This is a genomic window from Azospirillum sp. 11R-A, from assembly GCF_049472615.1.
Lineage (GTDB): Bacteria > Pseudomonadota > Alphaproteobacteria > Azospirillales > Azospirillaceae > Azospirillum > Azospirillum palustre.
The window spans coordinates 201,718-223,376 of record NZ_JBCEBL010000001.1 but is presented as its reverse complement, the minus strand read 5'-3'; the positions used below and the strand labels follow the sequence as shown (position 1 = coordinate 223,376).

The following is a 21,659-nucleotide window of genomic DNA, read 5'->3' as shown; positions in this document are numbered from 1 at the left end:
ATGCCCTCCCGCAAATCCGGTCCTCCGCCCGATTCCCGCCCCGCTCTCGCCTCCGATCCGGCGGCGTCCGGCGAACCGCCGCGCTGGCGCCGCCGTAAGGACGCCCGGCCGCAGGAGATCGTCGCCGCCGCGATGGAGGTCTTTGCCGACCGCGGTTTCGCCGCCGCGCGGCTGGAGGAGGTGGCGGCCCGCGCCGGGGTCAGTAAGGGCACGCTCTATCTCTACTTTCCCAGCAAGGAAGAGCTGTTCAAGGCGGTGATCCGCGCCGCCATCCTGCCGAACCTGCAACAGGCCGAAGCGTTGGTCGCCTCGGCCGGCGGGCCGTGCTTTCCGGTGCTGGAACGGCTGCTGCGCATGGTGGCGCGGCTGATCGCCACGACGCGCATGGCGGTGATCCCACGGCTGGTGATCGCCGAGGCCGGCAATTTCCCCGAGCTTGCCGCCTTCTACCACCGCGAGGTGATCCGCCGCGGCTTCGGTGTTTTGGGGGGCCTGCTGCGGCGGGGCATGGAGAGCGGAGAGTTCCGTCCGATGGAGCTCGATCCCAGTGTGCGTCTGATCGTCGCACCGCTGCTGATGAGCGCCGTGTGGCGAACCTCCTTCGACGGGGTCGATGGCGAACCGCCCATGGACGTGGCGGCGCTGGTGGAGGTCCACATCGACAACCTGCGCCATGTGCTGCTGCGTGATGCGGATGAGCAGACAGGGCGGGCCGGAGCGGGGGAGGATGCGCCATGAGCGGCTTTCTCGGAAGCCTTCTGGACGGGCTGGTGGCCATCGCTCTGGCGGTGGGGCTGCCCATCGCGGCCGGCGGGACGCCGCCGCTCGCCCATGGCTACGTCGAGGGGGAGTATCTGCGCATCGCCGCTCCCAGCGCCGGCATGCTGGAAAGCCTGTCGGTCGCCCGCGGGGCACAGGTGGCGGCAGGAGCGCCGCTGTTCGCCATCGACCGTGCCACCGCCAGGGCCGAGCGCGACCGGCTGGCGGCGGCGCTGGCCCAGGCGCGGGCACAGCGCGCCGACCTCGCCACCGGCAAGCGGGCGCAGGAGGTGGCGGTGCTGACCGCGCAGAAGGCGCGGGCGGAGGCGGCGCTGCGCTACTCCACCGCCGAACTGGCCCGCCAGCAGGAGTTGGTCGCCCGCAAGGTCTCGTCCCCGGACAAGCTCGATCAGGCGCGCGCCGCCTTCGACCGCGACCGTGGCCAACTGGCGGAGGCGGATGCCCAATTGGCGGTCGCCGCCCTGCCGGCCCGGCCCGAACAGTTGCGGGCTGCCGATGAGGCGGTGACCCAGGCGGAGGCGGCGCTTGCCCAGGCGGAGCGGAGGCTGGCCGATCTGGCTCCCGTCGCCCCGGTGGCGGCCCTGGTCGAGGACACGCTGTACAATCCCGGCGAGTGGGTGCCGGCCGGCTCCCCGGTGGTGTCGCTCCTGCCGCCGGAGCGGGTGAAGCTGGTGCTGTTCGTCCCGGAAACCGCCTTGGCGGGTGTGGTGCCGGGCGGCGCCCTGTCGGTGCGTTGCGACGGCTGTCCAGCCGGCCTGTCCGCACGGGTGACACGGATCGCCTCGCAGGCGGAATACACCCCGCCGGTGATCTACAGCGTCGGCAGCCGGGAGAAGCTGGTCTTCCGGGTGGAGGCCCGGATGGAGACGGCATTGGGCCGGCCGCTGAATCCGGGACTGCCGGTCGATGTCTGGTTGGCGGATGTCCGGCCGGCAGGGGCGGGGCAATGACGGTGGATAGCTCGGCGGAAAGCTCTGCGGCCAATGACGGCCCGGCCATCGACGTGCGCGGTCTGGTCAAGCGCTTCGGCAGCAAGACCGTGGTCGACGATGTGTCGATCCGGGTGGAAACCGGCGAGATCTACGGCTTTCTCGGCCCCAACGGGTCGGGCAAGACCACGACGATCCGGCTGCTGTGCGGCTTGCTGACCCCCGATGCGGGGGAGGGCACCTGCCTTGGCCTCGACATCCGGCGGCAGAGTGCGGCGATCAAGCGGCAGGTCGGCTACATGACCCAGAAGTTCAGTTTCTGGGAGGATCTGAGCATCGCCGAGAATCTGGACTTCGTCGCCCGCATGTATGGCCTGCCCGACCGGCGGCGGCGGGTGGTGGAGGCGCTTGACCGGCTGGGCCTGTCCAACCGTCGCACGCAGTTGGCGGGGGAGTTGTCCGGCGGCTGGAAGCAGCGTCTGGCGCTGGCCGCCTGCATTCTGCACGAGCCGAAGCTGCTGCTGCTCGACGAACCGACGGCGGGCGTCGATCCCAAGGCACGGCGGGAATTCTGGGATGAGATTCACCGGCTGGCCGGCGAGGGTCTGACGGTTCTGGTCAGCACCCATTACATGGACGAGGCGGAACGCTGTCACCGCATCGCCTACATCGCCTACGGCACGCTGATGACGCACGGAACGGTCGATCAGGTGATTGCCGGGTCGGGCTTGCACACCCGTCTGGTCGCGGGCTGCGGCCTGCACCGCATCGCCGCAGCGCTGGAGGGTCAGCCGGGAGTGGAGATGGTGGCGGTCTTCGGCAGCCGCCTGCATGTCAGCGGAACCAACGCCTCAGCCCTGGACCGGGCGCTTGCCCGCTGGATGGGGCAGCCGGAGCTGCGGATCACCGCGACGGAACCGACGCTGGAAGACGTCTTCATCCATCTGATGAACCGCAGCACCGACAATTTCCGGTGACGGATTACTCGGTCTGGGCCGAGGTGACGCCGGTGCTCTTGTTCCACTTCAGCGTCAGCTTGGAGAGCTGGCAAAGGTTCAGCCCCTGCCACACCGCCGATTCGCCGTCGTCATAGACGACCTTCATGTCCCACTTGCAGGTGCTCTCGGCCTTGGCGAAGGCAACCTCGAAGTACTCGCCGTCGTTCAGGACGTCGCGGCCGAGGATATCCTCGTCCCAGCTGTTGTTGTTGTTTTCCGAAACATAGATGTGCTTCAGCGGGTAGCCGGTCTTGTTGACGATCGTGAAGTCCTGCTGGCCGGCAAACGCCGCGCCATGCATCAGAAACAGCGAGGACGCAACGAGCAGGGCCTTGGCAGCAACGTTCTTCAAGATGATCTCCGTAGGGGGGAAATTGGATCGTGGTGAAATCTGTGCATCGCAATCGAGGATCGTCAACCATTGAGTTAATCCAAGAGTTTGTTGCAACACTGAAGCATTATTTCTTTTGTTTGTAAGAAAACAACCTTTGGCGGAGTGTCCGGCATGGACGGGACCTTCGACCGGCCGATTCCGCCGCAACGCCAGGGCGTCGGCCGCCATGGGATTGCGCCGCCGCCCTGGCGTCGGTTTGCCGGTTGCAAGAGGCCAATGGTCGCAAGCGCTTGGCGCGTCGTGCTCTTTGTCGCGGCGCACACAATGTGGTACATGATGAAAACCGGCCGGAAAGGCCGGTCAAGATCATGACCAAGTTCTGGACCGCAGCCGGTCCCGCCGGGGCGGTCCCAATCCAGGGGAAGGAACAACGCATGTCGGGTTTCAAGGACGCGCCGCCGGATGACCGGTCGGAACTGACGCCGGAGCAGGAAAGCGCCATCCGCATCGTCGCCAACAACCTGCACCGCCTGAACGACGCCGTCGTCAAGGCGGTTGAGGCCGGCGTGACGGTCGAGCTGATGCGCACCGCCCGCTACCACAACGAGACCGGCAACTGGGGCGACCAGCTCACCCCGGTGATCCGTCCCGGCAAGTGATCCTTTCCGGCCGATCCGGCCGGACGCTTGGCGAAAAGGCCGCATCCGTCCAGCGGATGGCGGCCTTTTTTCGTATGTCGACAAAATTCCGGCGTGGACGGAAGGAAGGCTGGTCGCCGGCGGTGGCGGGCACAAACTTGTTGGGCATTCCGCTATCGATGCGAGGCCCCAGCCATGCTGTCACGCGACCCCGAACGGCGCGCAGCCGCCAGCCGTGAGCAGACCGATCGCCGTACGGTTCAGTCCGATTTCGATCCCGATACCGAGTCCGGCGACCGGCCGCTGACGCCGGGCGAAGTCAACGCGATGTGGAAGCTGAACCGGCTGGAGCAGCCGACCTTCGACGATCTGACCCGTGGCCTGTGCCTTGGCCTGGTGTGGTGCATGGCGCTGTGGACGCCGATGTTCGTCAGCGCGCTGACCTGATCCCGTCCGCCGCACCGCCGCCCGGTCCGGTCCGGGTCAGCGACCGGATTCGCACCGCCAGCTGGTCGGGGGTGAAGGGCTTCGCCAGCACCGATGCGGTGTCGGCGCCCATGGTGGCCAGCGATTCGGGGCTGTAGCCGGAGGCCAGCAGGACCCGCAGCTGCGGCCAGTGCTCGCGGATGTGGCGAGCAAGGTCGATCCCGGAAACGCCGCCCGGCATCACGACGTCCGACACCACAAGATCGAAGTTTCGGTCGGTCTCCAGCAGAGCCAGCGCCGTGACGCCGTCTTCCGCGGTCTCGACCGAGAAGCCTTCCTGGGTCAGTCCTTCCACCGTCGCCATCAGCACCAGCGGATTGTCCTCCACCACCAGGATGCGCAGCGGGCGGATGTCCGCGACCGGGGCCGCCGGGACAGGGGCCGGCTCCTCCGGCCGGGCGTCGGTCAGCGGCAGGTCGATGCACACATGTGTGCCCTCGCCGGGCCGGCTGTCGATAGTGGCGCTGCCGCCGGACTGGCGGGCGAATCCATAGACCATCGACAGGCCGAGCCCCGTTCCCTTGCCGACTCCCTTGGTGGTGAAGAAGGGGTCGAAGGCGCGGGCCATCACATCGGGCGGCATGCCGGCGCCGGAATCGGAAACCTCGATGCGGGCGGTGCGCGGCTCTGGACCGGGCGCGGCGGCGATGCGGATTCGGCCGCCGCCGGGCATGGCATCGCGGGCGTTCAGAACCAGGTTCAGCACCGCCATTTCCAACTGAACCTGATCGACGGCGACCGCCATCGGCACCGGGGCGATGTCCCACTCCAGCACGACGTCCGCCCGAATGGAGCGTTCCAGCAGGTCGGCCATCCGGCGCAGGCTGTCGCCCAGATCGACCACCGTCGGGTTGACGGCATCCTGGCGGGAGAAGGACAGCAGTTGCCGGGTCAGCTTCTCCGCCCGCTCCAGCGCGGTCCGCGCCCCGCCCAGGAAGCGTTGGCCGTCGGCGGGCAGATGGCGGGACAGCAGATGCAGATTGGCGAGTGCTGCGGTCAGCAGATTGTTGAAATCATGCGCCACCCCGCCGGTCAACTGGCCCAGCGCCTCCATCTTCTGGCTCTGGCGCAGCGCCTCTTCCAGCCTTTCGCGGTTGCGCACCTCCTCTGCCCAGCGCCGGACCGCGGCGCTTTCGGAAGCGGCGCGGCTGTAGGCGAGCCAGGCGATGAGTGCCAGCGCCAGCGTTGCCGGGGCGACGAAGGCGGCGTCGAGCGCCATGTTCCGCCACCAGGACCGGGTGACCTGCGTCCCATCCAGCCCATAGACGACGTAGATCGGGAAGGCGCCGACCCGCTTATAGGCGAACACGCGCTCCAGACCCTGCACGATGCTGTTGCCGGTGCGGAAAACTCCCTCGTCCGGCTGGCGGCGGATCTCGGCGCGCAGGCCGCGGTCGGCCGGCAGGGTCGGCAGCGTCGCGTTCGGCCGCGTCGGGTCGAGGGTCGGGAAGCGCATCAGCATCGCGCCGTCGTCGCGGATCAGCGCGATGGATTCCCCTTCGGTGCCGATGATCCGCCGGTAGAAGCTGGCGAAATAGTCCGGATCGACGATGGCGGCGATCATCCCGTCGAAACTGCCGTCGGGACCGCCGGGACCGCTGCGGCGCCGGCTGATGCCGAAACTGGGTTTGCCGCTGGTGGGGTCGACGACCGGGCCGGCGATGAGCAGGCCGGAGTCCTGTTCCCGCTGCTCCCGGAAATCCGCGCGGTCGCCGATGTAGCTGTTGCGTGCGGGGAAGACGAGGCTGGAGTTGCGCACGAACCCGTCGGGATCGGTCAGGCCGATGGCGCCGATCTGTTCAAGCTCGCCTTCCAGGGTCTTCAGATAGCGGTGCAGCGGCTCCGACTCGGCGATCTCGCGCCAACTGCGTCCATGGATGCGCTCGTCCACCCGGTCCAGCACCTGGGACATGGTGTCGAACACCTTCAGCACATGCTCGTGCAGGATCAGGGCGTTCTTGCTGCTGTTCCGCTCGGCCTCGTCCTGAGCCTCCCACCGCTCGCGCCAGCCGATGCCGGCGAACAGCACGAGCGGCAGCGCGACCGACACAGCCAGCAGCAGGCGCAGAAGGCGCAGGGCCCCCCTGCGGTCGGTCCGACTGTCGAGGTTGCGAACGGGCATCACCAACCATTGCCAGGAAAAAGGAAGCTTGCCGGCCATCGGCGGCACAGGACAGGCCACTGGGCAGACCGTCGGTCTAACCCCGTTCCGGTCACCATGGCCGAAGCATCGAAGGGTGGGCAACTCTGACTTTAAGGCAGGGCGGCGATGGCGGTTCGCAGTTCGGCCGTTTACGGATCGCAGGTGCAGGCGCGGGGAAAGCGCCCTTCCGTCCAGCGTCGGCGCCGGCGGACATCGGAACCGTCATCGGCCGGGCGGGGCAGCCCGCACAGATCGCCCAGCCGGTCCCGCAGATCGTCGAGATGGGCATTGGTGAGGATGGCGATGCCGGCGAAGAAGGGTTCGCGGCACCGGGTTGCGACGCGGCTGCAGAAATCCGGCATCCAGCGCAGCGGGTGGCGGTCGAGGAAGCGGACGGCGTCGAGCGTGCGCCCGCGGTCGAGCAGCGCGGCCAGAACGGCCAGTTCCGCCGCGACGTGGTCGTCCGGCAGCCGGTCCAGCGGCGGCAGGCGCAGTTCCGCCTCCAGGCCGGTGCGCCAGCGCAGCAGGGAGGCGGCGGCATCGTCCCGCAACCTCTCCTCCAGCCACGGACCTTCGGTCGGACAGGCCCGCAGCCCGCCATTGATATGGATGGCGGCGAAATCGGCGACCAGCGGGGCGAGGCTGCGGTGGGTGATCCGGTCCGGCAGATCGCTCACCACCTCGTCCACCAGCGCGGCGGCCTGCTGGGAGTCGTCGCGGTCGAGCGCCAGCGGACCGCGGCCGACCGGGTCGCGCCGCAAGGTCTCCAGCAGGGCGGCGGTCGGTTCTTCGGCATGCAGGCGGACGAGAAGACGCAGTCCCTGGGAGGAGGCGGCCAGATCGAGGGTATTGGGAACGGGGGCACTTGTGATGCCGGCACCATCCTGATGATGGCCGTCCTGACGATGGGGCGGCAAGGCGGCCTCTAGAACCGTGCTGTCCACGCTGTTCCTCCCGGCATTCGGGCCGGACCGGACATGTGCCGGGGCCGGGCCGCATGGGAACGCTGCACGAATGGATTTCGTGTCTTATGGATTTCTTCCAGCGCCGCGGCTTCCGGGCGGAGTGTTCGTCCGAACGTTTACGCGATCTGTTGCAAGTCTCTACTACCAGCGGGACAAGCATTGGTCAACTTGGCCGATGGACGGGGGAAAGACGTGGACCGGCTGTTGCCTTGCGACACGATGTCCTGCCTTATCGCAAGTCACCGTCCCTCGCAGGAGTTTCCGTCACCATGCCGCTTCCCCTGATCGAACAGGCCGATGCCACCCCGGAGGTCCGCGCCGTCTACGACGACATCAAGGCGGCGCGCAACGTCCCCGACGTGAACAATTTCTGGAAGGCGGTCGCCCACCATCCGCCGACCCTGGCACGGACCTGGGAAAGCCTGAAGGAAGTGATGGCGCCCGGTGCGCTCGACCCGCTGGTGAAGGAAATGATCTTCGTCGCGGTCAGCGTCACCAACAACTGCCAGTATTGCATCCGCTCGCACGAGGCGGCGGCGCGCAGGCTGGGCATGACCGACGCGCAGTTCGGCGAACTGATTGCGGTGGTGGGCATGGCGAACGAGACCAACCGCCTTGCCGTCGGTTATCAGGTCGAGTTGGACGAGCGGCTGAAGTGAGCCGCATCAGGCGGCGCGCGGCAGCGCCCGTGCCGCCTCGTCCGGTCGGCGCTGGGACAGGCGGCGCTGGGGCAGGCCGTTGATCAGGTCGCTGCGAACGGTGAAGTGGGCGGTGCTGCGGCCGTCGCCCAACTCTTCACTGGCGATGCGCTCCACCCGCACCTCCACATCCCAGCCGATGTTGGCCCAGGCGGTGCGGATGCGGCGGGCCAGTTCGTGGGCGCCGCGCTCGCTGAAGCTGTCGAGCCGCCCGCCCGACGGGCCGGGATGGAAGCGCGGATAGAGCTGGGGCATGGCCTTGTCTCCTCGATCGACTGTGGTGCGCCGGAGATGTCCGTCGCTTCGCCGAACGAAGGAATAGTCCAAATTGGACTATTTGAGCTAGGAAAAGCCGATACCGTTGCGGTATGCCGCTCAGGGCTCCTGCAAGCCGACCACGGTGTGCAGGGTGTCGATCTCTTCGAGCGGAACGGGAAACTCGCGGTCGGCCGGCCGGTATTCGCGCAGGATCACTATGTCGGGGCCTCGCCGCACGAACTCCTTCACCAGCACCGCCTTGTTGCATTTGACCACCACCACCCCGGACCCTGCCGCCGGCGGCTTGTGCGGGTTGACGTGCAGAAGTTGCGCCGGGCGGAAACGCGGCATCATCGAGTCGCCGACCACATACATGGCGTAGGGATCACGCGCGTTCTTCAGGTAATCGGGCCGTGCGATCCAGTCGATGGGGCCGTCTTCCAGAAACATTTCCTGATCCACGCCGCCGCGCGCCGCCGCCCGCACCGGCATCGAGGCCGCAGCCTGCGGAAGCGGTGCTGTGCGGAGGAGCGGCGGAAGCGACGGGCGGGCTGGGCGCATGGAAGCCGTCTGGGCCGTCGTGGCGGCTGGCCCGTCGAGACCGAGCAGAACCGCAGGCTCGACGCCCAACGGCCCGGCCAGCTTGACCGCCCAGTCGACGGTCAACTTGCGCTGGCCGGTTTCCAGCTTGTTGATCTGTGGCTGGGAGGTGCCGGCCATCTCGGCCAGCTTTTCCTGGCTCAGCCCGGCGGCCTGCCGCAGTTCGCGCATTGTGGTCATGAGTCGTTCATACCAAAACGGCTTCGGAAAGTCCATCGCAACGGAATAAATCCAGTTGCGCGCAGAAGCCTGCCTGGTCTAAACCATTGCGGTATGACGCTCGACGATTGGCTCAACCGGACCGCAACCAAGGAAGAGGCCTTTGCCGCCCTGATCGGGACGAGCCAGGCAACGGTCAACCGTTACCGCCATGGCCGCCGCGTTCCCCGTCCCGCCGTGATGGCCCGAATTGCCGCTGCCACCGGCGGACAGGTGACGGCGAACGACTTCCATGGGCTGGGTGACGGGCAGGGAGCGGGGTGATGGAGCAAAACGCGCGCAACAAAAAAGGCCCTCTCCCGGTGGGAAAGGGCCTTTCCTGTAACGCTGCCGCTCTTACGAGAACAGGCTCGACACCGACCGCTCCTCGCTGATGCGCATGATGGCCTCGGCGAGCAGAGGGGCGATGGTCAGCTGACGGATGTTGCGCGACACGCGCACCGCCTCGGTCGCCTGGATGCTGTCGGTGGTGACCAGCTGCTCCAGCGGCGACACGGCGACGCGGGCGACCGCACCGCCGGACAGGACGCCGTGGGTGCAGAAGGCGTGGACCGACTTGGCACCGGCTTCCATCAGGGCGACGGCGGCGTTGCACAGCGTGCCGCCCGAGTCGACGATGTCGTCGATCAGGATGCAGCGGCGGCCGTCGGCATCGCCGATGATGTTCATCACCTCCGACACGCCGGCGCGCTCACGCCGCTTGTCGATGATCGCCAGATCGGCGTCCAGGCGCTTGGCCAGCGCGCGGGCGCGCACCACGCCACCGACGTCCGGCGATACGATGGTGACCTCGCCGATGTTCTCGAAGGACTGGCGGATGTCCTTCTCGAAGACCGGGGCGGCCATCAGGTTGTCGGTGGGGATGTCGAAGAAGCCCTGGATCTGGCCTGCGTGCAGGTCCATCGTCAGCACGCGGTTGGCGCCGGCCTGGGTGATCAGGTTGGCGACCAGCTTGGCTGAGATCGGCGTGCGCGGGCCGGTCTTGCGATCCTGGCGGGCGTAGCCGTAGTAGGGGATGACCGCCGTGATGCGCCGGGCCGACCCGCGCCGAAGCGCGTCGATCGTCACCAGCAGTTCCATCAGGTTGTCGTTGGCCGGGAACGAGGTCGACTGGACGACGAACACGTCCTCGCCGCGCACGTTCTCCAGGATCTCGACGAAAACCTCCATGTCGGAGAAACGGCGGACGCTGGCTTTGGTCAGCGGCACGCCGAGACAGGTGGAGATCGCCTCGGCCAGCGGACGGTTGCTGTTGCCGGCAAGCACCTTCATCGGGGTCGGCTCTCTTTGCAGGGAAACGGCTCAAGGCACGTTCGCCGCTTGCGCGCCGGCGCCCCTTGAAAACGGGGCGGACCATAACAAAGGGTCGGCCCCATGTAAACGTTCCATGACGGTCGTGTCTTTCCCCATTGGGGAATGCCGCCCTGCGCGGGCGGCATGACCATGGCCGTTCCGCCCACCCGTTCGCGCCGTTTCAGTTCTGCAGGACGATGGCCGAAAGGCCGCGGCCGTAATCCGCCTCTCCCCGAAGGCAGGAGCGGCGATAGCTGAAGAAGCGATCCTCCTCGGCCACCGTATCGTTGGGGCAGCGCTGGATCACCGTGACGCCGGAGTCGCCCAGCCGGCGGGTGACGTAGGCCGCCAGATCGAACAGGAAATGGCCGGGCTTGCGCGCGGGGGCGAAGTAGTCGCGGTTGCGCGCGTCCTCCTCCTCGAACGGGGTCGGGAATTCCGGCCCCACCTCGTAGGAGCGCTGGGCGATGCAGGGGCCGATGCAGGCGACGATCCGGTTCGGCTTGGCCCCCAGCTCGACCATGCGGGCGACGGTCGCCTCGATGACGCCGCCCTTGGCGCCCTTCCAGCCGGCATGGGCGGCGCCGATCACCCGCGCCTTGCTGTCGGCGAACAGGACGGGCGCGCAGTCGGCGGTCAGGATGCCCAGCGCGATTCCCGACTGCCGGGTCGCCATGGCGTCTGCCTTCGGCGCAGTTTCCGGCGTCCAGGGTTCTTCCACCACGACGCAGGTCGGGCTGTGGACCTGATGGCAGGTGATGAGGTTGGCGGGCGTCACTTCCATGCGCGCGGCGGCACGGGCGCGGTTCTCATGCACGGCCGCGGCGGAGTCGTTGGACCCCAGCCCGCAGTTCAGCGAGGCGTAAAGCCCTGTGGACACCCCGCCGGTGCGGGTGAAAAAGGCGTGTCGAATGTGGGTGATGTCGTTCAGCGCGCCGAGTGTGATCACGAACGCCGTCCTTCCCTGTTCTGTGGCCCCCATGCCCGGCAATTATGCCCGACAGGGCAGGGGACGCGATGCACGGTCCGCCCGGATTGTGTTTCTGGCGGTTATGGTGCGGTGTCTCTGACCCGGTTTCCGCGTCCGCCGGTCAGAAGCCGGCCGGGGGAGAGTCGGCGAAGGCTCCGGGCGTGGCGAACGCGACCAGTTTGAACAGCCTGCCCATTTGCGCGGGATCGATCAAGCGGTCCAGCGCGCCGCGGATGTCCTGCGCCTGGGCCGGGTGGGCCTTCGCCGCCAGGGCGGATGCGCGTTGGCGGATGCCCAGCCGGGTCAGCCATTCCCCCTGTTCGACCACGCCGAAGGATTGGGCGCCGCCCTCCCGCGCCGCGGCGGCGATTGCGGCGAAATCGACATGGGCCGTCAGGTCGGCCTCGCCCGGCGCTTCCAGCACGGGGGCGTAGGCATGGCGCCGCATCGCTTGCAGCGTGTCGCCGACCGCCGGGCCGTGGGCGTAACCATAGTCGATGGCCAGCGCCGCACCGGGGGCTGTGGCCAACCGGGTGCCGATCAGCCGCGCCACCGCCTGCGAGGCGGGAGAAACCTCGACCACGCTGCCGTCGGGCGCCTCGCGCAAAGCATCCGGTACCAGCCGGTTCCCGGAACTGCCGAAGGCCTCCAGCACGAAGCGGAAGCGCGGATCGTCCTCGGTGCTGGCGGGCTCGACATCGACCAGCCGCTCGAACCAGCCATAGTTGGTCTTCTGCACCTGACGGATCGGCAGGGCGTCGAAGAACTCGTTGGCGATCAGGATGGTCGGGCCGTCCGGCACATCGTCCAGCCGGTCATGCCAGTGGACCGCGTCGCCCAGGATGGGGTGCAGCGTCTGGCGCTGCCGCTCCCGCAGGGATGGGCTGGTTTCCACCAGATGGACGATGGCGTTGTCGCGGAACAGCGGCAGCACCGCCGCCGCCCGCAGCACGTCGGCCATTAGCGTGCCGCGGCCGGGACCCAGCTCCACCAGATGGAAGGGGGCGGGACCGCCCAGCCTGGCCCAGCTGTCGACGCACCAGAGCCCGACCAGTTCGCCGAACATCTGGCTGATTTCCGGCGCGGTGGTGAAATCGCCGCCGCTGCCGAACGGGTCGCGGCACATGTAATAGCCGAAGCGCGGATGGCCCAGCGCCTCCGCCATGAAGGCGCCGACGCTCATCGGGCCGTCCATCACGATGCGGCGGGCCAGCAGGCGGGCCAGCGTTTCCGGACCGGCGCTTTCGTCCGCCATGGCGTCAGGCCGGGATGGCATGACGCCGGCCGCGCAGGACCAGCCACAGGCCGATTGCCAGCATCGGCAGCGACAGCAGCTGCCCCATCGTGGCGCCGGCGAACAGGAAGCCCAACTGCGGGTCGGGTTCACGGAAGAACTCAACCGTGATGCGCGACAGGCCGTAGCCGATCAGGAACAGCCCGCCGATGGTGCCCGGCCGGTTGCGCAGCGCCGGGCTGCGGATGGCGATCGCCAGCAGGATGAACAGAACCACGCCCTCCAGGGCAGCCTCGTAAAGCTGGCTGGGATGGCGCGGCACCTGCAACGGGTCGCGCGGGAACACCATGGCATAGGCGAAATCGGGGGCCGGCCGGCCATAAAGCTCGCCATTGATGAAGTTGGCGATGCGGCCGAAGAACAGCCCGATGGGCGCACAGGCGGCGATGATGTCGCCGAAGACGAAGGGCGAGATGCCGCGCCGCCAGCAGAACAGCGCAATCGCGGTCAGCACGCCGACCATGCCGCCGTGGAAGGACATGCCGCCATGCCAGACCTGAACCGCGTCCAGCGGGTTTTCCAGATAATAGGGCAGGTTGTAGAACAGCACATAGCCGAGCCGCCCGCCCAGGATGGTGCCGATCACCGCCCAGGTCAGGAAGTCGTCGAACTCCTCGGGGTTCGGCCGGCGGTCGGGATCGAGCCGCGCCAGCCCCAGGCAATAGCGCCAGCCCAGCACGAAACCGGCCAGATAGGCCAGCGCATACCAGCGGACGACGACCGGGCCGACGGAAAAGGCGACCGGGTCGATGGTGGGGAAGGCCACGACGGGAAGGGTGGCGAGCATGGGAACTCCGGTCAGCGATACGGGTCGGGCTGCGACAGGAAATCCTGCACATAGCGCCGGACACCCTCTTCCAGCTCGGTGAAGGGCTGGTCGAACCCGGCGGCGCGCAGGCGATCCGTCGTCGCCTGCGTGAAATATTGGTATTTGCCGCGCAGATGCTCGGGCATCTCGAAGTACTCAATCCGGGGGGGCAGCCCCAGCGCGGCGAAAGTCGCCAACGCCAGATCCTTGAAGCTGCGGGCCTTGCCGGTTCCGACGTTGAACAGGCCGCTGACGTCGGGATGGTCGTAGAGCCACAGCATCACCGCGACGCAGTCGTCGACGTGGATGAAGTCGCGCAGCTGGCCGCCATCCTCGAAGCCGTCCTTGTGCGACTTGAACAGGCGCGCCGGCTGGCCGGCCATCAGCTGCGGATGCAGCTTGGCGATTACGCTCATCATGTCGCCCTTGTGGGCTTCGTTCGGGCCGTAGACGTTGAAGAATTTCAGCCCGGCCCATTGCGGCGGCACGAGGTCGCCGCCGGCGACGGCGCGGGCGATGCGGCGGTCGACCAGATGCTTGGACCAGCCATAGGCGTTCAGCGGCCGCAGCCGCGCCAGCCCGTCGCAGGAGCCGTCATCGTCGAAACCGACGGCGCCGTCGCCATAGGTCGCGGCGGAGGAGGCGTAGACCAGCCGGCAGCCGCGCCAGGAACACCAGCGCCACAGATCCAGCGTCAGAGCGACGTTGTTGGCGACGATCTTGTCGACGTCCCGCTCGGTGGTGGCGGAGATGGCGCCGAGATGGAAGACGGTGTCGATCTCGGCGGCATGCTGGTCGAGGAAGGCCAGCGTTTGCTCGGGCGGCACCAGGGCCGCGACCTCGCGCTTGGCGAGGTTCTGCCACTTCTCGCCCTCGCGGAAGCGGTCGACCACCGCCACGTCGGTGATGCCGCGCGCAGCCAGAGCCGCGACAAGGTTGGACCCGATGAAGCCGGCCCCGCCGGTGACCACGATCATAGCGCTGTCCGCTGTTGCTCTAGCGTTTCGTGGGGACTTATAGGCGGCTGGGGCGGTGGGGGCAAGTTAATGGCCCTCTTCCTGCCGCTCGCGAGAGCCGGAGGAAGAGGGCCGCAAGCGAGACCCTTAGCGCGTCGCGCGGTTGGCGGCGCTGACCAGGGCTCGCAGCGAGGCGGTCACGATGTCGGCGTCGATGCCCACGCCGAACAGGGTTTTGTCGCCGGTCTTCACCTCGACATAGGCGCAGGCCTGGGCGTCCTCGCCGGAGCCGATGGCGTGCTCGCGGTAGTCGACGACGTGCAGGTCGGTGCCGCAACCCTGGCGCAGGGCGTCCAGGAAGGCGTCGATGGGGCCGTTGCCCTTGCCCTTGGTGGTGACGATCTCGCCGTTGCGGCGCATCACCACGCTCATGGCGCGGGCGCCCGAGTTCGGGCCGCGCGGCTCGGTCGAATGCTCGACCAGTTCCAGCGGGCTGTCGATGTCCAGATACTCGGCCTGGAAGGCGGCGTGGATGTCGGCGGGCGACAGTTCCTTGCCGGTCTCGTCGGCGACGCGCTGCACGACCTTGGAGAACTCGATCTGCAGGCGGCGCGGGATCTGCAGGCCGTAGTCCTTTTCCAGCACATAGGCGATGCCGCCCTTGCCGGACTGGCTGTTGATGCGGATCACCGCCTCGTAGCTGCGGCCCAGGTCCTGCGGGTCGATGGGCAGGTACGGGACCTCCCACTTGCCGGTGTTGGACTTGGTCAGCGCCTTCAGCCCCTTGTTGATGGCGTCCTGGTGCGAGCCGGAGAAGGCGGTGAACACCAGCTCGCCGGCATAGGGGTGGCGCGGGTGGACCGGCAGCTGCGTGCAGTATTCGGAAACGCGGACGATCTCGTTGATGTCGTCGATGTTCAGTTCCGGATCGACGCCCTGGGTGAACATGTTCAGCGCCAGCGTGACGACGTCGACGTTGCCGGTGCGCTCGCCGTTGCCGAACAGGGTGCCTTCGACGCGGTCGGCGCCGGCCAGCAGCCCCAGCTCGGCCGCGGCGACGCCGGTGCCGCGGTCATTGTGCGGGTGCAGGGAGATGATCGCCGACTCGCGGTTCTTCATCGTCTTGCAGAACCATTCGATCTGGTCGGCATGGACGTTCGGCATCGACATCTCGACCGTCGAGGGCAGGTTCAGGATGATCCTGCGCTCGGGCGTCGGCTGCCAGACCTCCATCACCGCTTCGCAGATCTCGACGGCGAAATCCAGCTCGGTGCCGGTGAAGCTCTCCGGCGAGTATTGCAGGACGATCTCGGTTTCCGGGGTCTCGTCGGCCAGCTGCTTGATCAGCTTGGCACCCTGGACGGCGATGTCGACGATGCCCTGGCGGTCCAACCCGAACACGACGCGGCGCTGCAACTCCGAGGTGGAGTTGTACAGATGCACGATGGCGCGCTTGGCTCCCTTGATGCCCTCGAAGGTGCGACGGATCAGCTCCTCGCGCGCCTGGGTCAGCACCTGGATGGTGACGCCGTCGGGGATCTTGTTGCCGTCGATGATCTCGCGGCAGAAGTCGAAATCGGTCTGCGACGCGGCGGGGAAGCCGACCTCGATCTCCTTGAAGCCCATGCGCAGCAGCAGGTCGAACATGGCGCGCTTGCGGTCCGGCCCCATCGGCTCGATCAGCGCCTGGTTGCCGTCGCGCAGGTCGACCGAGCACCACATCGGCGCCTTGTCCAGGGTACGCGACGGCCACTGGCGGTCGGTCAGCTTCACCTGGGGGAAGGGGGCGTACTTGGACGGGGACTTCGGCAGGCTCGGGATGTTGGTTTGGGTCGCGGTGCTCATGGCGTCGTTCGGCTCCAGTGGCGGCCCCGGGCCCGGCAGTCTGTGCGGGCGGGGGCGGCGGATCGGATTTTGAAAGGCGGAGGGACCGGCGAGGGGTACGGCCGCGGAGCCGCCGGATGTGGCTCAGCGACCGTCGGTAAGTCGCAGTCCCGGCCCCGGCCGGGCGACGCCGATACTGGCGCCTTTGAAAACATCGCTCATGGAACAGACACTTCGACCGATGGAAATGGTGTGCGAACGCGACAGACCCGGACGCTTAAAGCGCCGGGCCGAGAAGTCGAAGAAGGGCGTTCTGCAGGTCGATGGTGTTCATGGGGCGCACTGTGCGCAGGTGCGGCATGGCTGTCAAGCCCGGATCGGCGAAAAACGGACTGCGGGATGCACCAACCATCGCCACCCCTTCCATTCTTCCCAGCCTCCCACGTCAGCCCCAGATCAGGTGGTACAGCGTCGGCAGCAGCAACGCCGTCGCCAGCCCATTCAACCCCATGCCCAACCCGGCGAAGGCGCCCGCCACCTCGTTGACCTGCAAGGCGCGGGCGGTGCCGATGCCGTGCGCCGCCACACCCATGCCGAAGCCGCGGGCGCGCCAGTCCTTCACCCGCACGAGGTTCAGCACCCAGGTGCCGAGGCTGGCGGCGACGATGCCGGTGATGATGACGAACACCGCGGTCAGCGACGGCAGGCCGCCGATCTGCTCCGACACGCCCATGGCGATGGGGGAGGTGACGGATTTCGGCGCCATCGACAGGATGGTCGCCTTGCTGCCGCCGAACGCCCAGACCAGCGCCACGGCGCTCAGCGCCGAGGCGGCGGAACCCACCAGCAGCGCCACCACCAGAGCCACGGCTGAGCGGCGGACCTCCTGGAACTGGTTGTAGAGCGGGATGGCGAGCGCCACCGTCGCCGGGCCGAGCAGGAAATGGACGAACTGCGCGCCGTCGAAATAGGTGCGGTAATCGATGCCCGACAGGCTGAGCGTTCCAGCGATCAGGACGACGGCGATTAGCACAGGGTTCAGCACCGGGCGTCGTCCGAGCTTTTCAAAGACCCACAGGCCGATCTGGTAGGCGACCAGCGTCAGCGTCAGCCCGGCCAGCGGGTTGGCGGACAGATAGACCCAGATCTGGTGAAGATCGGCGCTCATGTCCGGTCTCCCTTGGCCTGCTCTCCTGCCGCCGCTTCCTCCTCCAGCCGCGGATCGGTGCGGCTCAACAGGAAGGCCATCAGCTTCGCCGTCACCGCGATTCCGAACAGGGTGCTGCCGAACAGGGCGGCGACGATGGGCAGAGCCTCGGTCTCCAGGCGGGTGACATGGACCATTACCCCGACACCGGCCGGCACGAACAGCAGCGACAGATGGCGCAAAAGCCCGCCTGCCGTGTCCTGTACCGTGTTCGGCACGCCGCCGCGCAGCAGCAACCCGGCGAACAGCAGCAGCATGCCCAGCACCGGGCCGGGGATCGGCAGGTGCAACAGGCGGGCAGCCAGTTCACCGGCCAGTTGGCAGAGCAGCAGGAGCGTCAGGGTTCCGAGCATCGCGGACTCCGGTGGAAAGGGCGCTGTGCGTCCCTTCTACCGCAGTTGCGAAGTCGCCGGGCTGCATTCCGCGAATGCGAGCGTCGCGAATCGGCGATGAGGCTCGGTCAGGAAGTGGGGAGGTTATTGCAGCTTGCTGCGGACGTGCTGGCCGCGGCGGACGATGGACTGCGCTTCCACCGTCACCTCTTTCTTGCCGAACAGGCGCAGGAAGATGGCGTTGACGGTGGCGTGGGCGCTGACCGTAAGGGTGCCGGCGGCGGCATCCTCGGCAATCGTCAGGGGAGACAGGTTCGATCCGAGGAAGCCGTTGGGGAAGGCCTTGTCGAAGAAGCTGCGGATGTGTCCGTCGCGCTGCGAGTCGAACATCACCCGCCCGCCGGCCAGCGCGGCGGCATCGACCGCCTGCGACAGCCGGGCTTCCACCGCATAGCTGCGCAAGGCATCGACGGTGCAGCCGGCACCCAACGCGGTCGGAATGGCAAGGATCAGGGCGACCACCAGAAGCAGGTGACGACCCGTCCGCCGGTCTTCGTGCCCGCCATAGGGCAGGGGACGATAGACCAAAGTCATTGCCGGCCTCCCAAGCAATTGCCTATGCGGAAAGGAGTGTTTTGATTGGATGCATCACTCTTAGCATCATCCGACAAGCAGGCAAACCAAGAAATGCAGGTGAAGGACAGCAAAAATCGCGGCGCAAGTTGTTATGTATTTTACGCAAAGGCGGTAACCCAAATTCGCGGATGCGGCGGCAAAGGGTAGAGCCGTCCGCCGGGGGCGGGAAGCGCTGTCTCGACTTTAAAAACCTCCGTGAATCGCGGCTGTGCGGAGTCAAAGGTGAGTCAAGCGGTGCCCTCCGGTACCGCGTTAAGGGCTTGTTCGTCATCGCCGTCGGTAGGCTGGACCAAGTCCCACGCCCTCCAGGCCGGAGCCGCCGATGCCGTTCTTTCCGTCTCCTGCCCGTAACCGTTCCACCGGACGCTGGCCGACCCGGTCGTTCCTGGACAATGCGCTGGCTGTTGCGGTGGTGGCACTTCTGCTGGTTGGCCTGTCGGGTGGGGTGCGCGGTGCGCTGGCCGGCCTGATGGCCGAGGTGGAGGGCGCCTGGACCATCGTCGTGATGCGCTGAACACGCGTGCGGCTTCTCCGTTTCCCCTCTGCCCGCTAGACTCCGGGCGCAATGATGGGGAGACGGCCCGATGAAGGGCGGCGTTTGGCGCGTGGTGATGCTGGGGCTGGCCGTGACGGCGGCAGCGCTGGTGTTTCTGGGCGTGGAGATCACACAGCTGGCGGCGGACGACCGAACCGCCTTCACCCGCGGTCTGGCGATCTGCGGGCTCGGACTTTTGTCGGTGTGGTTCGTCTTCTCGCGACTGTCGCGCCATTTCCGCGACCTCGACCGCCTGTCCGACAGGTTGTCGGGCTCCCGCAACCGGGTCGATCTCGAACCGATGTCCGGCGAACTGGCGCGCTTGGCCGAGGCGGTCAGTCTGGCCCGCGGCGGCGAGCGCGGCTTGGGTGAGGGACTGCTGGGCAGTGGGCGCATCGACCGGGCCTTGCGGGCGGCTCTGGCCCTGTCCGACGATCCTCTGCTGATTCTCGACGAGCAGGGGCGGGTGGAGCAGTTGAACCCTGGCGCGGCCCGCCTGCTGGGTGTGGAGGAGGGGACCGACATCGGCAAGTCGCTGCTCCGCGACGATCTGGCCCGTGCCATGGAGCGGGCGCGCGGCGGCGGTGCTCCCGTCACCGCCGTGCTGCGCCGCACGGAAGACGGCGAGTTGTCGGCGCGGGTGGCCGATCTGGGGCTCAGTGCCGGTGTTCTGCTGTCTTTCCCCGCCCGCGGCATGGCCCATGCCGCCGGCCTCAGCGGCAAGCGCACGCTCAGCCTGCGCCCGGCCCAGCCCGCCACCCCGCTTGGCGACGAGGAGCCGTTGGCCGCCCTGCCGTTCGTTGCGCTTTGGGTGGCGACGGCGGGGGTGGAGGCGGGCAGCGGTCCGGTGATCGCGGTCGGCACCGTCCGGCTGGTCGGGTCGCGCATCTTTCCGACCGTGTCGCTCGCCCTGCTGATCGATCCCATCGAGCCGGTGCCGGCCGAGGCGGCGGCCCGTCACGGCATCGGCACCGCCATGGTGGCAGGCGAACGCCCCTTCGCCGCGGTGTGGCCGGCGATCCAGGAGGCGCTGCACAACTGCATCGTCGTCGGGATCGGCATCGACTCGGCGATTGCCGCTCTGGCGCGGTCGGCAGCCCTGGCAGGCATCGCCGAACCGGCGTTGCCGCCGACGCTCGATCTCGGCGCGCTGGCGGCAGCGCTGGACCCGGCCCTGGCCGGTGCATCGTCCGACCGTTTGGCGGAGACCTTCGCCTTGCCCCGCCCCCCACGCAACGGTCCCCAGGGCGAGGCGCAGGCCCAGGCCGAGCTTGCCGTCGCGCTGCTCTCCCGCCTGACGGAACGCGGAGTCGTCACACAGGGGCAGGCGCGGGCGTTGATCGCCGGCGGCGACGCGCAGCTGTCGCCGGCACATCCTCCGCCAGCCTGAACCCGCTCATCGACAGCCGGGTCTCCGGACGCAGGTAATGGCGCGTCCACGGGCCGGCATGGTCGAAGGGGGTGAGGCAGCTGCCGCCGCGCAGCACCATGCGGTTGCTGGCGAGCCGGCCATTGACCGCCTCGTCCAGAGCCGTCTTGTCCCCGGCGTGGGGGCGGCGGTAGCCGGGATATGTCGTGAAGGCGTCGGCGGTCCATTCCCACACGTCGCCGCACATCTGCCAGGGGCCGGTGCCATGGCAGGAGCCGGCGCGCGGATGGCGATGGCCGGTGCCCAACAGGTTGCCCATGCTGTCGCAGCCGGCGGCGACCGCTTCCCATTCCGCCTCCCGCGGCAGGCGCTTGCCGGCCCAGCGGGCATAGGCGTCGGCCTCGTACCAGCTGACATGGCAGACCGGCTCGTCGGGATCGAGCGGCTGCATGCCATAGAGGGTGAAGACCTGCCAGCGGCTGCCCGATTCGGAGTCGCCGCGCTGCCAGTAGAGCGGGGCGCTCCAGCCTTCGGCCTTTGCGACCCCCCAACCATCGGACAGCCAGAGGGAACGGTCGCCGTAACCGCCCGCCTCGATGAAGGCGAGATAGTCGCGGCAGGTCACCGGACGGGCGGCCAGCCGGTAGGGCTCCAGCCAGACGCGGTGGCGCGGGCTCTCATGGTCGAATCCGGGCAAGGGCATCGGCCGGCCGACCTCGACGAGGCCGCCTGGCTGCTCCAGCCATCCGTCGGCCGGGGCACCCAGATGCGGGTGGTCGGGCGCCTGCTCGTAAGCCGGACGCAGCGGGTTGCTCCACAGGGCATGCTTGATGTGCAGCAGCATGCGCTCCTGATGGCGCCGCTCGTGGGCGATGGCCATCATCAGTGCCGACTCGGCTGGGTCCCAAAGCCCGTCGTCGATGCCGTCGATCAGGTGCAGCACCGCGGCGTTGATCTGGTCGCGATGGCGCATGATCTCGGCCGCCGTCGGGCGCGACAGAACGCGGGTGGGCGCGACGCCGTCATCGCTGTTGGCGGCGAACAGGTCGAGGAAGGCCGGGTCTGCCGGCCGATAGCCGGGGCTGAAAGGAATCAGCACCGCGACCTCGAACAGCCAGCTGGTGTGGGCGAGATGCCATTTCGCCGGCGCGCCGTCCGGAACGGTCTGCACCATCTGGTCTTCCGGCGACAGGGTGGCGACCAGTTCGGCGGTGCGGGCACGCGCCTTCTGGAAGCGGGTGGCGAGGGACTGCCGGCGTTCGGTGAGGGATTGCGCGGCGGTCGGACCTGCGCTCAGGATTGGATGTGTGTCGGGCACGGGCGGTCCCTCCGAAATCCGGATCTCTTCGGAGAGTGTCCACCCGAAACGCCCCTTTTGGAATGCATG

Annotated in this window: 24 protein-coding genes; 9 read left to right on the top strand and 15 right to left on the bottom strand. The window is 68.0% G+C overall.

Going from position 1 to position 21,659, the window contains the following annotated elements; genetic code table 11:
• The 3 genes from VH569_RS01120 to VH569_RS01110 are packed head-to-tail and all read left to right on the top strand — an operon-like array spanning position 1 to position 2,686.
• Positions 1-738, top strand: coding sequence for a TetR/AcrR family transcriptional regulator (locus VH569_RS01120; protein WP_423313327.1), 738 nt, complete (start codon positions 1-3; stop codon positions 736-738).
• Positions 735-1,730, top strand: a complete 996-nt coding sequence (locus VH569_RS01115; RefSeq protein ID WP_423313325.1) for an HlyD family secretion protein — start codon at positions 735-737, stop codon at positions 1,728-1,730. The genes VH569_RS01120 and VH569_RS01115 overlap by 4 nt, the downstream gene beginning before the upstream one ends.
• The gene (locus VH569_RS01110; RefSeq protein ID WP_423313323.1) at positions 1,727-2,686 is read left to right on the top strand and encodes an ATP-binding cassette domain-containing protein; all 960 of its coding nucleotides are present in this window, start codon (positions 1,727-1,729) and stop codon (positions 2,684-2,686) included. Before VH569_RS01115 ends, VH569_RS01110 begins: the two co-directional genes overlap by 4 nt.
• A gap of 4 nt (positions 2,687-2,690) precedes the next feature.
• On the opposite strand, the gene VH569_RS01105 is transcribed toward VH569_RS01110, so the two are convergent.
• Entirely contained in the window at positions 2,691-3,059 is a 369-nt protein-coding gene (locus tag VH569_RS01105) for a hypothetical protein (RefSeq protein ID WP_423313321.1), read from the bottom strand.
• A gap of 416 nt (positions 3,060-3,475) precedes the next feature.
• Here VH569_RS01105 and VH569_RS01100 point away from each other — a divergent pair, with 416 nt between their 5' ends.
• Together VH569_RS01100 and VH569_RS01095 are read left to right on the top strand one after the other, a co-directional pair.
• Positions 3,476-3,700 (top strand): hypothetical protein, encoded by a 225-nt coding sequence (locus VH569_RS01100; RefSeq protein ID WP_042443767.1) that lies wholly within the window; start codon positions 3,476-3,478, stop codon positions 3,698-3,700.
• A gap of 174 nt (positions 3,701-3,874) precedes the next feature.
• On the top strand, positions 3,875-4,126 hold the full coding sequence (locus VH569_RS01095; RefSeq protein WP_377808870.1) for a hypothetical protein: 252 nt from the start codon (positions 3,875-3,877) through the stop codon (positions 4,124-4,126).
• Here the strand turns inward: VH569_RS01095 and VH569_RS01090 are convergent.
• Entirely contained in the window at positions 4,110-6,287 is a 2,178-nt protein-coding gene (locus VH569_RS01090; RefSeq protein ID WP_423313318.1) for an ATP-binding protein, read from the bottom strand. The genes VH569_RS01095 and VH569_RS01090 overlap by 17 nt on opposite strands.
• A 170-nt stretch (positions 6,288-6,457) precedes the next feature.
• Complete coding sequence (locus tag VH569_RS01085; protein WP_423313316.1) at positions 6,458-7,252, bottom strand: TorD/DmsD family molecular chaperone; 795 nt, start codon at positions 7,250-7,252, stop codon at positions 6,458-6,460.
• A gap of 290 nt (positions 7,253-7,542) precedes the next feature.
• Here VH569_RS01085 and VH569_RS01080 point away from each other — a divergent pair, with 290 nt between their 5' ends.
• Positions 7,543-7,932 carry a carboxymuconolactone decarboxylase family protein gene (locus VH569_RS01080; RefSeq protein WP_377808874.1) on the top strand — a complete coding sequence of 130 codons (390 nt, stop codon included), beginning with the start codon at positions 7,543-7,545 and terminating at the stop codon, positions 7,930-7,932.
• A gap of 6 nt (positions 7,933-7,938) precedes the next feature.
• On the opposite strand, the gene VH569_RS01075 is transcribed toward VH569_RS01080, so the two are convergent.
• Entirely contained in the window at positions 7,939-8,226 is a 288-nt protein-coding gene (locus VH569_RS01075) for a hypothetical protein (RefSeq protein ID WP_109047248.1), read from the bottom strand.
• Positions 8,227-8,346: 120 nt separating this feature from the next.
• Complete coding sequence (locus VH569_RS01070) at positions 8,347-9,009, bottom strand: XRE family transcriptional regulator (RefSeq protein WP_423313313.1); 663 nt, start codon at positions 9,007-9,009, stop codon at positions 8,347-8,349.
• A gap of 93 nt (positions 9,010-9,102) precedes the next feature.
• Between VH569_RS01070 and VH569_RS01065 the strand changes: the two genes are divergently transcribed.
• Positions 9,103-9,312 (top strand): helix-turn-helix domain-containing protein, encoded by a 210-nt coding sequence (locus VH569_RS01065; RefSeq protein ID WP_109047246.1) that lies wholly within the window; start codon positions 9,103-9,105, stop codon positions 9,310-9,312.
• A gap of 72 nt (positions 9,313-9,384) precedes the next feature.
• Here the strand turns inward: VH569_RS01065 and VH569_RS01060 are convergent, their stop codons facing one another.
• The 9 genes from VH569_RS01060 to VH569_RS01020 all read right to left on the bottom strand — a co-directional run bounded on the left by VH569_RS01060 (position 9,385) and on the right by VH569_RS01020 (position 18,326).
• Positions 9,385-10,320 carry a ribose-phosphate pyrophosphokinase gene (locus VH569_RS01060; protein WP_109047245.1) on the bottom strand — a complete coding sequence of 312 codons (936 nt, stop codon included), beginning with the start codon at positions 10,318-10,320 and terminating at the stop codon, positions 9,385-9,387.
• A 202-nt stretch (positions 10,321-10,522) separates the two neighbouring features.
• Entirely contained in the window at positions 10,523-11,290 is a 768-nt protein-coding gene (gene pgeF / locus VH569_RS01055) for a peptidoglycan editing factor PgeF (RefSeq protein ID WP_395459299.1), read from the bottom strand.
• Between the two features lie 142 nt (positions 11,291-11,432).
• Positions 11,433-12,566, bottom strand: a complete 1,134-nt coding sequence (locus VH569_RS01050; RefSeq protein WP_423313310.1) for a class I SAM-dependent methyltransferase — start codon at positions 12,564-12,566, stop codon at positions 11,433-11,435.
• Between the two features lie 4 nt (positions 12,567-12,570).
• A complete protein-coding gene (lgt, locus tag VH569_RS01045; protein ID WP_376956858.1) occupies positions 12,571-13,392 on the bottom strand; it encodes a prolipoprotein diacylglyceryl transferase in 822 nt (273 codons plus the stop codon).
• Positions 13,393-13,403: 11 nt separating this feature from the next.
• Complete coding sequence (rfaD, locus tag VH569_RS01040) at positions 13,404-14,390, bottom strand: ADP-glyceromanno-heptose 6-epimerase (RefSeq protein WP_423313307.1); 987 nt, start codon at positions 14,388-14,390, stop codon at positions 13,404-13,406.
• A 126-nt stretch (positions 14,391-14,516) separates the two neighbouring features.
• Positions 14,517-16,214: a 2-isopropylmalate synthase gene (gene leuA / locus VH569_RS01035; protein ID WP_423313305.1), complete on the bottom strand. Its 1,698-nt coding sequence runs from the start codon at positions 16,212-16,214 to the stop codon at positions 14,517-14,519.
• Positions 16,215-16,638: 424 nt separating this feature from the next.
• Positions 16,639-17,361: an LrgB family protein gene (locus VH569_RS01030; protein ID WP_423313303.1), complete on the bottom strand. Its 723-nt coding sequence runs from the start codon at positions 17,359-17,361 to the stop codon at positions 16,639-16,641.
• Positions 17,358-17,753, bottom strand: coding sequence for a CidA/LrgA family protein (locus tag VH569_RS01025; protein ID WP_423313301.1), 396 nt, complete (start codon positions 17,751-17,753; stop codon positions 17,358-17,360). Before VH569_RS01025 ends, VH569_RS01030 begins: the two co-directional genes overlap by 4 nt.
• Before the next feature lie 123 nt (positions 17,754-17,876).
• Entirely contained in the window at positions 17,877-18,326 is a 450-nt protein-coding gene (locus tag VH569_RS01020; RefSeq protein WP_098739305.1) for a pilus assembly protein TadG-related protein, read from the bottom strand.
• 364 nt (positions 18,327-18,690) lie between these two features.
• On the opposite strand from VH569_RS01020, the gene VH569_RS01015 reads away from it, so the two are divergent.
• Both VH569_RS01015 and VH569_RS01010 read left to right on the top strand, forming a co-directional pair.
• Positions 18,691-18,882: a hypothetical protein gene (locus VH569_RS01015; RefSeq protein ID WP_423313299.1), complete on the top strand. Its 192-nt coding sequence runs from the start codon at positions 18,691-18,693 to the stop codon at positions 18,880-18,882.
• 70 nt (positions 18,883-18,952) lie between these two features.
• Positions 18,953-20,293: a PAS domain-containing protein gene (locus VH569_RS01010; RefSeq protein WP_423313297.1), complete on the top strand. Its 1,341-nt coding sequence runs from the start codon at positions 18,953-18,955 to the stop codon at positions 20,291-20,293.
• Here VH569_RS01010 and egtB read toward each other — a convergent pair.
• Positions 20,217-21,590 (bottom strand): ergothioneine biosynthesis protein EgtB, encoded by a 1,374-nt coding sequence (egtB, locus tag VH569_RS01005; RefSeq protein WP_423313295.1) that lies wholly within the window; start codon positions 21,588-21,590, stop codon positions 20,217-20,219. The genes VH569_RS01010 and egtB overlap by 77 nt on opposite strands.
• Positions 21,591-21,659 lie beyond the last annotated feature (69 nt).

What these genes read in the sequence shown, in the direction of transcription:
- VH569_RS01060 (WP_109047245.1), bottom strand. Translation starts at nt 10,320, where the DNA reads ATGAAGGTGCTTGCCGGCAACAGCAACCGTCCGCTGGCCGAGGCGATC.
- VH569_RS01015 (WP_423313299.1), top strand. Translation starts at nt 18,691, where the DNA reads ATGCCGTTCTTTCCGTCTCCTGCCCGTAACCGTTCCACCGGACGCTGG.
- VH569_RS01070 (WP_423313313.1), bottom strand. Translation starts at nt 9,009, where the DNA reads ATGACCACAATGCGCGAACTGCGGCAGGCCGCCGGGCTGAGCCAGGAA.
- VH569_RS01095 (WP_377808870.1), top strand. Translation starts at nt 3,875, where the DNA reads ATGCTGTCACGCGACCCCGAACGGCGCGCAGCCGCCAGCCGTGAGCAG.
- VH569_RS01010 (WP_423313297.1), top strand. Translation starts at nt 18,953, where the DNA reads ATGAAGGGCGGCGTTTGGCGCGTGGTGATGCTGGGGCTGGCCGTGACG.
- VH569_RS01080 (WP_377808874.1), top strand. Translation starts at nt 7,543, where the DNA reads ATGCCGCTTCCCCTGATCGAACAGGCCGATGCCACCCCGGAGGTCCGC.
- VH569_RS01115 (WP_423313325.1), top strand. Translation starts at nt 735, where the DNA reads ATGAGCGGCTTTCTCGGAAGCCTTCTGGACGGGCTGGTGGCCATCGCT.
- VH569_RS01025 (WP_423313301.1), bottom strand. Translation starts at nt 17,753, where the DNA reads ATGCTCGGAACCCTGACGCTCCTGCTGCTCTGCCAACTGGCCGGTGAA.
- VH569_RS01100 (WP_042443767.1), top strand. Translation starts at nt 3,476, where the DNA reads ATGTCGGGTTTCAAGGACGCGCCGCCGGATGACCGGTCGGAACTGACG.
- VH569_RS01090 (WP_423313318.1), bottom strand. Translation starts at nt 6,287, where the DNA reads ATGCCCGTTCGCAACCTCGACAGTCGGACCGACCGCAGGGGGGCCCTG.
- VH569_RS01050 (WP_423313310.1), bottom strand. Translation starts at nt 12,566, where the DNA reads ATGGCGGACGAAAGCGCCGGTCCGGAAACGCTGGCCCGCCTGCTGGCC.
- VH569_RS01065 (WP_109047246.1), top strand. Translation starts at nt 9,103, where the DNA reads ATGACGCTCGACGATTGGCTCAACCGGACCGCAACCAAGGAAGAGGCC.
- VH569_RS01075 (WP_109047248.1), bottom strand. Translation starts at nt 8,226, where the DNA reads ATGCCCCAGCTCTATCCGCGCTTCCATCCCGGCCCGTCGGGCGGGCGG.
- VH569_RS01110 (WP_423313323.1), top strand. Translation starts at nt 1,727, where the DNA reads ATGACGGTGGATAGCTCGGCGGAAAGCTCTGCGGCCAATGACGGCCCG.
- lgt (WP_376956858.1), bottom strand. Translation starts at nt 13,392, where the DNA reads ATGCTCGCCACCCTTCCCGTCGTGGCCTTCCCCACCATCGACCCGGTC.
- rfaD (WP_423313307.1), bottom strand. Translation starts at nt 14,390, where the DNA reads ATGATCGTGGTCACCGGCGGGGCCGGCTTCATCGGGTCCAACCTTGTC.
- VH569_RS01120 (WP_423313327.1), top strand. Translation starts at nt 1, where the DNA reads ATGCCCTCCCGCAAATCCGGTCCTCCGCCCGATTCCCGCCCCGCTCTC.
- VH569_RS01030 (WP_423313303.1), bottom strand. Translation starts at nt 17,361, where the DNA reads ATGAGCGCCGATCTTCACCAGATCTGGGTCTATCTGTCCGCCAACCCG.
- VH569_RS01020 (WP_098739305.1), bottom strand. Translation starts at nt 18,326, where the DNA reads ATGACTTTGGTCTATCGTCCCCTGCCCTATGGCGGGCACGAAGACCGG.
- leuA (WP_423313305.1), bottom strand. Translation starts at nt 16,214, where the DNA reads ATGAGCACCGCGACCCAAACCAACATCCCGAGCCTGCCGAAGTCCCCG.